The organism is Streptococcus massiliensis DSM 18628 (assembly GCF_000380065.1).
In the GTDB taxonomy this organism is placed as follows: Bacteria; Bacillota; Bacilli; order Lactobacillales; family Streptococcaceae; genus Streptococcus; species Streptococcus massiliensis.
Map to the genome: position 1 here is coordinate 98,093 of NZ_KB904365.1, position 10,797 is coordinate 108,889.

Consider the following 10,797-nt stretch of genomic DNA (forward strand, 5'->3'; position numbering starts at 1 on the left):
CAGCTTCTCCTATTTCTTTGCGGCACCGCGCTTCAAGCGCTCTTTGACTTGAACGACATCCTTGTCTCCTCGACCAGACAGGCAGACAATCATTGATTTATCAGGTCCTAATTCCTTGGCCAATTTGACAGCGTAGGCGATAGCGTGGCTTGATTCTAAGGCTGGAATAATGCCTTCCACGCGCGACAAAAGTTTGAAACCTTCCAGCGCTTCTTCATCCGTAATCGGCACGTAAGTTGCCCGCTTAATGGCATTAAAATAAGAATGCTCTGGTCCAATACTCGGATAATCCAAGCCTGCTGAGATAGAGAAAGCCTCTAAAATCTGCCCCTGCTCATCCTGCAAGACATCCATTAGAGCACCGTGGAGGACTCCCAGGCGCCCCTTGGTCAAGGTCGCAGCGTGTTCCTCTGTATCCAGTCCAAGACCTGCTGCCTCTGCACCGTACATAGCAACGGATTCATCATTGACAAAAGGATAGAAAAGTCCGATAGCATTCGAGCCACCACCGACGCAAGCAACGAGAGCATCTGGCAGAGCACCGTCATTTTGCTCAGCAAACTGGCGCTTGGCCTCCTGACCGATGACACTCTGATAATCGCGCACAATCTCTGGGAAGGGGTGGGGACCCAGCACAGAGCCCATGACATAGTGAGTGTCTTCGACTTTTGCCACCCAAGCCCGCAGAGCCGCATTGACCGCGTCTTTTAGAACACGCGAGCCGTCCGTCACAGACTCTACCTTGGCTCCCAGCAATTCCATGCGAAAGACATTGAGCGCTTGGCGCTTGACGTCTTCTTCGCCCATGTAAATGGTGCATTCCATATTAAAAAGAGCTGCCGCCGTTGCCGTAACAACGCCGTGTTGCCCTGCTCCCGTCTCAGCGATAATTTTCTTTTTGCCCATGCGTTTGGCTAGCAGAACCTGCCCCAAAGCATTGTTAATCTTGTGAGCACCCGTGTGATTGAGGTCTTCACGCTTAAGATAAATCTTCGCTCCACCTGCATAATCTGTCAAGTTTTTGGCAAAATAGAGGGGATTTTCACGCCCGACATATTGCTTTAATAAATCTGCTAATTCTGCCTAAAAAGCTGGGTCTTCCTTGCTTTCACGATAAGCCTGATCCAACTCTAAAACTGCTGTCATCAGGGTTTCAGGGACAAAACGCCCGCCGAATTGACCGTAAAATCCTGCTTCGTTTGGTTGATTATATGCCATATTTCACTCTTTCTACAAATCGTTTGATTTTTGCTAGATCCTTGTGCCCCCCGCTTTCTACGCCGCTCGATACATCTACTGCATAAGGCGAGAAATAACGAATAGCCTCAAGAACATTGTCTTCATTGAGACCGCCTGCGATAAAAAAAGGACGGTCTATTCTTTTGTGGTCTAACTCTTGCCAATCAAAGGTCTGCCCGCTTCCAGCTAGAGGAGCATCAAAAAGCAAGAAATCCGCTGGGCTATCCAGCAGGTCAGTAAAATCCTGACTGACCTGATAGGCACGAATAGTTGGCAAGTGAAAACTTACCAAGAACTGGTCGTCAAATGGACCATGGATTTGCACCATGTCTAGGCCAACTTCTGCAATCGTCGCTTTTACTTCTGCCATGGTCGGCGATAGAAAGACGCCGACTGTTTTGACCGTTTGGGGAACTAATTTGGCTAATGCTCTAGCCTCTGCAAGGCTGACCTGGCGCTTACTGGGAGCAAAGACAAAGCCGACATAATCCGCACCTGCTTCAATCGCCGCTTGGAGGGCTTCCTTGCTTGATAAACCGCAAATTTTAACCTTTGTCAATTTTCAACTCCTTGATTTTCGCTGGAACATCTGCCGCCTGCATCAGAGCCGTCCCAACCAAAATCGCTTGGAAATAAGGCGCTACCAAGGCCGCATCTTCCTTAGAAAAAATGGCTGATTCTGAGACATAAACTGGCTCCGCCTTAAAATGCGTTGACAGCTCCAAGCTCGTATTGATGTCGGTCGCAAAAGTAACCAGATTGCGATTATTGACACCGATAATCTTGGCGCCGATACGGTGGGTAATCTCTAATTCTGCCAAATTATGGGTTTCGACTAAAATTTCCAGGCCCAGCCCTGTCGCAAAATCATAGAGTTCTTGCAGACGTTTTTCAGGCAAAGCCGCCACAATCAAAAGAATCACCGTCGCACCTGCATTTCGTGCTCGGATAATCTGCTTTTCATCAATCATAAAATCCTTATTTAAAGTAGGAATCTTGACCTGCCCAGAAATCTCCCGCAGATAATCCAAGTGCCCCTTGAAGAAAATCTCGTCGGTCAAGACCGAAATCATGGCTGCGCCAGCCTGTTCATAACTGAGCGCTTGTTCGGTAATATCCACCTCTAAATTGATGTCGCCCAAGCTCGGGCTGGCTTTTTTGACCTCGGCAATCACCTGCAACTGACCCGACTGGCTTTTCAGAAAATCGTAAAAAGAATAGGTTTGGCGCAAGGGCTGCAAGTCCTCGTAAGCTATTTGAGCGACCTCTTGCTTTTTTGCTTGATAATCGTGGGAAGAAATTCCTGACTCATTTTTGATACTCCTGCAAAATGCTTAATTTTTGGTAGGCACGACCGTCTGCCAAGACTTGACGCGCAAGGGCAATGCCCTCTTGAATGGAGGTGACTTTTCCATTGGCATAAAAGCCCAGACCCGCATTTAAAATGGTCATTTCCAGATAAGGACTGGCTTCATTATTCAAAACGCTGAGCAAAATCGCTGCATTCTCCCTAGCATCACCGCCGCGAATGGCTTCCAGAGCCACCCGCTTCATGCCAATATCTTCTGGGCTAAAAGTCTTCAAACTTATTGTACCATTTTCTAGCAAAGCAATCTGACTTTTACCATGCAACGCAGCTTCATCAAGTCCCTCAGGGCCCGTCACAACAACTGCCCGCTTGCGTCCGATATTTTTTAAAACATGGGCTGTGCTTTCGAGCAGGTCTGGCCGACTGAGCCCCAAGAGCTGGGTTTCCAAGGGCATGGGATGAATGAGTGGCCCTGTCAAGTTCATAATCGTTGGAATGCCTAGAGCCACGCGCGCTGGCATGATATATTTCATAGCTGGGTGCATATTTTTGGCAAAGAGAAAGATGATCCCCGTCTGCTCAAAAATCTGTCCCAAACTTTCAGCGTCCATGTCCACATTGACACCGAGCGCTTCTAAAACATCGGCCGAGCCCGACTTGGAAGAAATGGAACGATTGCCGTGCTTGGCCATATGGATACCACCGCCAGCTAGGACAAAGGCTGCTGTAGTTGACACGTTGAAACTAAAGGATTTGTCCCCACCTGTCCCGCAGTTATCCATAGCATGTTCAACCTTGGTCGGAATATGCAGTGCATGCTCTCTCATAACTTGAGCCAGAGCCGTCCGCTCCTCTACCGTTTCACCCCTCATTTTCAGACCCATTAGAAAAGCTGTGATTTGTGATTCACTAACATTCCCCGTGACAATCTGCTCGATGACAGCCGTCATCTCCTCGCTACTCAAGTCTTCAAAACTGGCTAATTTTTCAATAATTGCTTTCATCTCTTCTCCTCTCTCACTAAGTCAATAAAATTCTTCATCGAAGACAAACCGTCTGGCGTGCCAATGCTCTCTGGATGATATTGCAGACCGTAAATGGGCAAGGTCTTGTGCTGAATGGCCATAATGGCTTGGTCATCCATAGCCCGTGCGGTCACCTCAAAGTCCGTTAGCATGTCTTCAATCAAAATACTGTGGTAGCGCATAATGGGCTGTTCATCCGCCAAACCTTGATAAAGCGGCGACGGTGCCTCAAACTTCAAATTGCTTTGCTTGCCGTGCATGACCTTGGGAGCGAGCCCGAGCCTGCCGCCAAAGACCTCAGCAATCGCTTGATGTCCCAGACAAATCCCTAACATGGGCTTCTTGCCTGTGAAATCGCGAATCATCTCCTCCATTTTCCCCGCGTCAGCCGGCCAACCGGGACCAGGTGAAAAAACCAGCGCTTGCGCTCTTTCCGCTTCTTGGTACAGATTGTCATCATCATTGCGTAAAACCTTGACTTCGGCAAAAGTCCCGATGTACTGGGCGAGATTGTAGGTGAAGGAATCATAGTTATCAATCAATAAAATCATAGAAGGTCTCCTATCTTGGTCATGGACTTGGCTTTGTTAATGGTTTCTTGGTACTCATTGGCTGGGATAGAATCGTACACAATCCCAGCACCTGCCTGCACATAAGCTCTGCCATTTTTCAAAATCATGGTCCGAATGGCAATAGCGAAATCCATATCACCGGTCGCAGACAAATAGCCGATAGCCCCTGCATAGACACCGCGCTTTTCTGTCTCCAGCTCGTAAATCCGCTTCATGGCGCGAATCTTGGGCGCACCCGACACGGTACCTGCTGGCAGAGTGGACTTGAGCGCGTCCATGGCGGTCATGTTTGGGAGAAGCTGCCCCTTGACCACACTCGTCAGGTGCATGACATAGCGAAAGAGCTCTACTTCCATATACTTACTAACCTCAACGCTAGCGGTCTGCGCGATTTTTCCGATGTCATTACGCCCCAAATCCACTAACATGCGGTGCTCTGCCACTTCCTTTTCATCAGCCAAGAGGTCGGCTGCGAGAGCCTTATCGGCTGCATCGTCCAAGCCACGCGGTCGTGTTCCAGCAATAGGATTGGTGGTCACCACGTCCCCCTTGACTGAGACCAGACTCTCTGGGCTCGCGCCAATAATCTGATAATCACCAAAATCATAAAAGTAAAGATAGTTAGACGGATTGGTCACCCGCAAATTACGATAATAATCCAGCGGCTCGCCGGCAAAATCAGCCGAAAAACGCTGACTGAGCACACATTGGAACATATCCCCGTGCCGAATCAATTCCCGCGCTTTTTCAACCATTTTCTCAAAGGTTTCGGCTTCCAAGTGGCTCTTGAAAGTCAAACTTTGCACCTGCAAATCGGAAAATTCCTTGGCTGCTGGCTGCTGGAGTTGCGCTAAAATATCCTCTAAACTAGCTTGGAGCTGCTCCTTTGTCCGCTGACTATAGAGCGCCTCTTCCACCAAATAAATTTTTTCTTTCTTGTGGTCAAAAACCATGTAGCTCTCATGGACAAAAAAGTGCATATCAGGCGTCTGGATAAGGTCGGCAGGAATATCGCCGATATTTTCATAGAGCGAAATCATATCGTAACCCACAAAACCAATAGCGCCACCGCCAAAAGGCAAATGAGAATCATGCTCTTTCTTAACCGTCAACTGGCTGATATAATCCAGCGGGTCTGCTTCAACCACTTGCCCATTTTGCAAAAGTTGACCATGCTCATACTTGACTTCAAAGACCGGATTGTAAGCCACGATAGAAAAACGAGCGTTTTCCTTATCCCGAGGGATACTTTCTAAAATGACCTTGTGGTCTCCTTTAATCCGCATATAAGCCAAAATCGGTGATAAAATGTCTGCTGCTAAAATTTTTTGCATGTGAAATCCTTTCTATATAAGCCAGAGCCTTTGCCTTGAAAGCTACAAAAAAGCCCACACACAAAAACTCTGTGTGAGGGCGCTTGACATAGCGCGGTACCACCTCATTTATGGAAAATTCCATATCTCTACCTTGTCCACTCAACAGACCAGCCACCTACAGCAACAAAAACGCCCCGCACAGAAAAAACTGTGCGAGGGCGCTTAACATAGCGCGGTGCCACCTCATTTATGGAAAATTCCATATCTTTGTCTTGTCCAACAACAAGTTGCACTATAAGGTGTGCCTACCGAATTTACATTGTTTAAAATTCAATTTGACCTCAGCCCATTTCGTCAAAATAGATTGCTCGTTCACAATAACCACAAGCTCTCTGAAAATCTTATTTTGAGTACTTCTTCTGATTGAGACTTATTATAGCCACTTTTTTGATGTTTGTCAAGAAATTTATTAAAAAAATATCAAAAGAAAGAAAAATAAAAGTAATTTTCTTCTTATTTCCGAACATTTCTTTTATTTATAAATAAATTATAAACTAATAACGCTAAATAAGCACCCAAGGTATTGGTCCACAAATCGTCAATTTCAAAAACGCGGTTAAAATCCCAAAGGTAATCCAAAATCAACTGACTACACTCAATAAAAAGACTGAGCCCGAATCCTAAAATAAGCACTCGCTTGATCTGACGCAAAGTTGGAAAAAGAAAGAGCAATTGCAAAATCAAAGGAAAAATCAGAAAAATATTAGCGAGATTTTGCACTACAACCTTGATTAGTTGAAACCAACTGGTGATTTGGCCTAGATTAACCAAGGAATTAAAAGGAATCAGCAAAACAACCAAACGACCAAAATGCCGAATGCCCGGTGTCTCGGGCGCTCCTTCTAATACAAGCTGAGGAGTTAAACACATAAGTATCAGTAAAATACTATAAAAGACACTCCCTGACAGCAGTATTTTTCGTCTTGTGGGAGTGAGAGTTTTATCTATTTCCATCACTTAAACCTTGTCCTTAGCAATCGCCTCTTGGCGATCTTTTTTCATGGTATTTGAACGCAATTGACCACAAGCAGCATCAATATCTGTACCGTGCTCCTGACGAACCACACAGTTAATGCCGTGCTTTTTCAATGTATCATAGAAAGCCATGACACGTTCCTTAGGACTACGACTGTACTGGTCGTGCTCACTGACAGGGTTATAAGGAATAAGGTTGACATAGGACAGTTTCTTGATATTTTTGAGCAAATTCGCTAACTCCAAAGCCTGCTCAACACCATCATTGACTTGATTAAGCATGATATACTCAAAAGTAACCCGTCGGTTGGTCATCTCAATATAGTACTCAATCGCCGCAAAGAGTTTCTCAATCGGAAAGGCACGATTGATTTTCATGATGCTTGAGCGAAGCTCATTGTTTGGTGCGTGAAGAGAAACCGCTAGGTTAACTTGTACCCCTTCATTAGCAAAATCACGGATCTTATGAGCCAAACCAGAGGTCGAAACAGTGATATGGCGCGCCCCAATAGCTAGCCCCTTGTCATCATTTACCGTCCGTACAAATTTCAGCACATTTTGGTAATTATCAAAAGGCTCACCGATCCCCATGACTACGATATGGCTCACACGTTCATCTTGACCACGTTCGTCAAAATAACGCTGCACTAGCATGATTTGGGATACAATTTCACCATTATTGAGATCTCGTTGCTTTTTGATCAAGCCGCTAGCACAGAAAGTACAGCCAATATTGCAACCGACCTGAGTTGTTACACAGACAGACAATCCGTAGTGCTGGCGCATGAGAACCGTCTCAATCAGCATGCCATCTGACAATTCAAACAAGTATTTTACTGTCCCATCAGCAGACTCCTGAACGACCCGTTGTTTAAGCGGATTAACGACAAATTGCTCGTCTAATTTAGCTATCAAATCCTTGGATAGATTAGTCATCGCGTCAAACGACTGAACACGTTTCCGATAAAGCCACTCCCAAATTTGGGCTGCTCGAAATTTCTTTTCCCCATTTTCCTCAACCCAAACAATCAAATCATCGCGGGTCAGGCTATAAATAGATGGTTTCACTTAATTTTCCTCTTTCTGACGAATAACAAAATGACGCTTTTCAGTTTGCTTGTGTCCGTCTTCTCTTCTAGTTTTACGATTGCGATTTCGTGAACGCTTGCGCTGGTTATCATGTCCCTGCTGGTTACGTTCACGATTTTGTCTATTATTTTTACTGCCCCCGTCCTTTTCCTTTTTAGGCTTTGATTTCTTATCAAAAGAAGCACGATGGGGATTAGGATTTTCCAACACAAAATAAGCACAACCAAAACTACAATATTCAAGTAAATAGTCTTCCAGACGACTGATTTTTAAATCTTCATCAACTGCACGGCTGTCCTTGTAAAAACCTCGTAAACGTAGCTGCTCATTACTCCAGTCACCGACAATATAGTCAAACTTAGTCAAAACTTCTGAAAACCGTTGAGTAAATGCCGTTGTGTCAAAGGCATCTTTAAAGTTATCCAGAATTTCAAATTGCAAATGTTCGCTTTCAACAAGGTTCCCACGATGATGAAAAGTAGGTCCTGGATATTTATTATAATTGTATAATTCAGGCGAAATTTCTTTACGCATACCTCTCCTTTTTAGTATGATTGATTTAAATTTTATATACTACACAGTAATTACTTTTTATGATAAAAATTACTTTAGCCCTATTATTATACCACCTTTTCTCTTGCTTGGCGATGAAAAGAAACATTATGAAAAATGTCCGACAATTCAATTGTTTTCCATATGATGTAAAAAACCGTTGATGAACAACGGTCATTTTTTTAAATAATCAATTGCTTCTTGCAAGGTTTTAACAGGAACAATTTTCATTTTAGTCTTGATTTTTTTAGCCGCTTCAACCGCGGTATCATAGTTACTTTTGGCTTTAGGATTTGCCTTTTTCATCTCATCAGTCACAGGATTATTAGGTGCAAAGAAGATCTCAGCTCCAGCTTTATCCGCTGCAACGACCTTCTTATCAATTCCACCAATATCACCGACATTCCCATCACGGTCAATCGTTCCTGTCCCAGCTATTACTCGTCCCTTACGCAGTTCTGGTTCTGCCAATTGGGTGTATATATCTAGACTGAACATCAGCCCTGCGCTTGGACCACCAATTCCTTCAGTTGAAAACTCAATCGGAATCTGACTGGTTACCTCTGTTCGGTCAGTCAAAGTGATACCAATCCCATTCTTAGCATTTTCTAGCTTGATAATCTTGCCTTCTGCTGATTTCTCTTGCCCATCTTCTTGATAATTAACTTTGACCTTGTCTCCAACCTTCATAGCACCAACAGTCTTTATCAAATCTGCTGAACTCTCAAATTTCTGGTCATTAACTCCAGTCACAGTATCTGCAATATTTAGAATCCCCTTAAAAGTGGAATTTTTTGCAACATTAAGCACATAAACACCTAGATATTTCAACTCAATCGCTTTACCAGCTGTTTTCAGTCCTTGATATTTGGCCATATTTTGCGAATTTTCCATGTAAAATCGGTTGATTCGCTGGTATTCGATATTGCTCGCTCCGCCTGTAACTTCTTGTGCGGAATAAATATCAGTAAAGGGAGTTAGCCAGGCGTAGATCAAAAGCGGAAGATTTGCCTGTGCTACGCCTACTGTTACAAATTGGTATTCTCCACTAGCCTTATCTTCTTGTTTATTTACGCGTAAGACCTGTCTAATATCTTCTGAAGTCCCAGGCATTTCCACGTAGTAAGGCAAGCGCACAAATATAGCTGCAAGAATTAATACAAAAATTGTCACAAGGACAATTGGAACCTTATATTGTCTTAGTTTTTTCATTTTTTCTTTCTAATTCATTCATAACACTTTGAGGGACATAAGCTGAAATATCTTGATCAAAAGCCAACAACTCACGTATTCGCGAAGAAGTGAGGTATTGGTACTGAGGCTTACTGACAAGATAAATCGTTTCAAGCTCAGGTGCTAGGTGATTATTATAAAACTGCATATTTGCTTCATAGTCAATGTCTGCTCCATTGCGTAAGCCACGTACAAAGGTAGTTACGCCAAGTCTTTTTGCAACATCAACCGCCAGTTCATCATGAGAAGTCACAAATCGAACATTCGCTAAATGCTCAACAGTTTTTCTCACCATACGCTCCTTTTGCTCAATATTAAACAATTCTTGCTTGTTAATATTGTAAAAAATTCCTACATAAAGAGTATCAAAAAGCTTACTGGCACGCTCAATCAAATCCAAATGTCCCTTCGTAACAGGATCAAAAGAGCCAGTAAATAAACCGATTCTATCTGGCATAAATAGTCACCTTTGAAATTCCATAAATTTTTTGCTTCCACATGCTAAGAACAGCAATTTTTTGAGGCAAGTCAACCGACTTCTCTGTTTCACAAACTACAAAAGCCCCCTCTGCTAACAAGTTCTGCTCTGTAAGCCTTGTTATAACTTGCACGATTTCTTCCTTGGCATAGGGAGGGTCCAGAAAGACTAAATCAAACATACCCGTCAGTTGGGAAAGCGCTCGTTTATCATCCAGCTTAAGAAGTTGAAACTTTTCCATTTCTTGAGTCACAGCAATATTAGCTGCTACCACTCCTTGAGCCCTGCGATCTTTTTCTACTAAAACAGCTTCTGCCATGCCACGAGATACTGCCTCAATAGCAAGACCTCCACTCCCCGCATAAAGATCCAAAACACGCCCTCCATCAAAGTAGGGACCAATCATATTGAAAATTGCACCTTTGACCTTATCCGTTGTAGGCCGTGTTGTTTTCCCAGCTAGAGATTTAAGAGGACGCCCTCCATATTTACCTGCAACAACTCTCATAAAAAACATTATAACAGATTACTAAAAAAATTTCATGTTTAATTCTTGGAGGCTGTATGATTCATCAATTTTGCCATGGTTTAAATTTATTTTGCATAACTACAAACAAAACCCAAGTAACGAGGCTCTATAATTTCTGTAGTGGGTAAAATCACTTTAGGAATGATGGAGCCTATTTTGTTGTAGAAAAAAAGTCCCATAAGACCTATAATGAAAAGCGATCAAACCATCATTAGAAAGAATCTTATGGAACAATTAAATTTTATCACAAACTTACTCGGAATTAAAGACCCTAACATCACTATTTTAGATTATGTAGATGCTGGAACACATAAAGAAATCATGGCTAAGCTAGATTATCCCGCTCCTAAATGCCCTCACTGCCAAGGACAAATGGCTAAATATGACTTCCAGAAAGAATCGAAAATTCCCTATTTAGAG

Annotated in this window: 10 protein-coding genes, 3 pseudogenes and 1 other annotated feature; of the genes and pseudogenes, 1 reads left to right on the forward strand and 12 read right to left on the reverse strand. The window is 43.5% G+C overall.

The genetic code is table 11. The annotated features are described in order from the left end of the window. Nucleotides 1-9 precede the first annotated feature (9 nt). The 12 genes and pseudogenes from trpB to rsmD form a co-directional block, all read right to left on the reverse strand. Nucleotides 10-1,218: pseudogene (gene trpB / locus A3I3_RS0101105) on the reverse strand (tryptophan synthase subunit beta). Continuing rightward, on the reverse strand, nucleotides 1,208-1,798 hold the full coding sequence (locus A3I3_RS0101115) for a phosphoribosylanthranilate isomerase (RefSeq protein WP_018370900.1): 591 nt from the start codon (nucleotides 1,796-1,798) through the stop codon (nucleotides 1,208-1,210). The pseudogene trpB and the gene A3I3_RS0101115 overlap by 11 nt, the downstream one beginning before the upstream one ends. Then, nucleotides 1,785-2,551, reverse strand: a pseudogene (trpC, locus tag A3I3_RS0101120) (indole-3-glycerol phosphate synthase TrpC). The gene A3I3_RS0101115 and the pseudogene trpC overlap by 14 nt, the downstream one beginning before the upstream one ends. Further along, nucleotides 2,548-3,552, reverse strand: a complete 1,005-nt coding sequence (trpD, locus tag A3I3_RS0101125; RefSeq protein WP_018370902.1) for an anthranilate phosphoribosyltransferase — start codon at nucleotides 3,550-3,552, stop codon at nucleotides 2,548-2,550. Before trpD ends, trpC begins: the two are co-directional and overlap by 4 nt. Continuing rightward, nucleotides 3,549-4,124, reverse strand: a complete 576-nt coding sequence (locus A3I3_RS0101130; RefSeq protein WP_018370903.1) for an aminodeoxychorismate/anthranilate synthase component II — start codon at nucleotides 4,122-4,124, stop codon at nucleotides 3,549-3,551. Before A3I3_RS0101130 ends, trpD begins: the two co-directional genes overlap by 4 nt. Continuing rightward, nucleotides 4,121-5,479 (reverse strand): anthranilate synthase component I, encoded by a 1,359-nt coding sequence (trpE, locus tag A3I3_RS0101135; protein ID WP_018370904.1) that lies wholly within the window; start codon nucleotides 5,477-5,479, stop codon nucleotides 4,121-4,123. The genes A3I3_RS0101130 and trpE overlap by 4 nt, the downstream gene beginning before the upstream one ends. 193 nt (nucleotides 5,480-5,672) lie before the next feature. Then, nucleotides 5,673-5,898, reverse strand: a binding site (T-box leader). A gap of 76 nt (nucleotides 5,899-5,974) precedes the next feature. Then, the gene (locus A3I3_RS0101140) at nucleotides 5,975-6,475 is read right to left on the reverse strand and encodes a VanZ family protein (RefSeq protein WP_037588937.1); all 501 of its coding nucleotides are present in this window, start codon (nucleotides 6,473-6,475) and stop codon (nucleotides 5,975-5,977) included. A gap of 3 nt (nucleotides 6,476-6,478) precedes the next feature. After that, complete coding sequence (rlmN, locus tag A3I3_RS0101145) at nucleotides 6,479-7,564, reverse strand: dual-specificity RNA methyltransferase RlmN (RefSeq protein WP_018370906.1); 1,086 nt, start codon at nucleotides 7,562-7,564, stop codon at nucleotides 6,479-6,481. Beyond that, nucleotides 7,565-8,119, reverse strand: a complete 555-nt coding sequence (locus A3I3_RS0101150) for a YutD family protein (protein WP_018370907.1) — start codon at nucleotides 8,117-8,119, stop codon at nucleotides 7,565-7,567. 192 nt (nucleotides 8,120-8,311) lie between these two features. Further along, the gene (locus A3I3_RS0101155; protein ID WP_018370908.1) at nucleotides 8,312-9,349 is read right to left on the reverse strand and encodes a SepM family pheromone-processing serine protease; all 1,038 of its coding nucleotides are present in this window, start codon (nucleotides 9,347-9,349) and stop codon (nucleotides 8,312-8,314) included. Further along, nucleotides 9,327-9,827, reverse strand: a complete 501-nt coding sequence (gene coaD / locus A3I3_RS0101160) for a pantetheine-phosphate adenylyltransferase (protein WP_018370909.1) — start codon at nucleotides 9,825-9,827, stop codon at nucleotides 9,327-9,329. Before coaD ends, A3I3_RS0101155 begins: the two co-directional genes overlap by 23 nt. Continuing rightward, nucleotides 9,817-10,365 carry a 16S rRNA (guanine(966)-N(2))-methyltransferase RsmD gene (gene rsmD, locus A3I3_RS0101165; RefSeq protein WP_018370910.1) on the reverse strand — a complete coding sequence of 183 codons (549 nt, stop codon included), beginning with the start codon at nucleotides 10,363-10,365 and terminating at the stop codon, nucleotides 9,817-9,819. The genes coaD and rsmD overlap by 11 nt, the downstream gene beginning before the upstream one ends. A gap of 237 nt (nucleotides 10,366-10,602) precedes the next feature. Here rsmD and A3I3_RS0101170 point away from each other — a divergent pair. Next, nucleotides 10,603-10,797: pseudogene (locus A3I3_RS0101170) on the forward strand (ISL3 family transposase); the annotation flags it as partial.

Coding starts and splice junctions, on each gene's coding strand:
- trpD (WP_018370902.1), bottom strand. CDS start 3,552: ATGAAAGCAATTATTGAAAAATTAGCCAGTTTTGAAGACTTGAGTAGC.
- A3I3_RS0101130 (WP_018370903.1), bottom strand. CDS start 4,124: ATGATTTTATTGATTGATAACTATGATTCCTTCACCTACAATCTCGCC.
- trpE (WP_018370904.1), bottom strand. CDS start 5,479: ATGCAAAAAATTTTAGCAGCAGACATTTTATCACCGATTTTGGCTTAT.
- A3I3_RS0101140 (WP_037588937.1), bottom strand. CDS start 6,475: ATGGAAATAGATAAAACTCTCACTCCCACAAGACGAAAAATACTGCTG.
- A3I3_RS0101150 (WP_018370907.1), bottom strand. CDS start 8,119: ATGCGTAAAGAAATTTCGCCTGAATTATACAATTATAATAAATATCCA.
- A3I3_RS0101155 (WP_018370908.1), bottom strand. CDS start 9,349: ATGAAAAAACTAAGACAATATAAGGTTCCAATTGTCCTTGTGACAATT.
- coaD (WP_018370909.1), bottom strand. CDS start 9,827: ATGCCAGATAGAATCGGTTTATTTACTGGCTCTTTTGATCCTGTTACG.
- rsmD (WP_018370910.1), bottom strand. CDS start 10,365: ATGTTTTTTATGAGAGTTGTTGCAGGTAAATATGGAGGGCGTCCTCTT.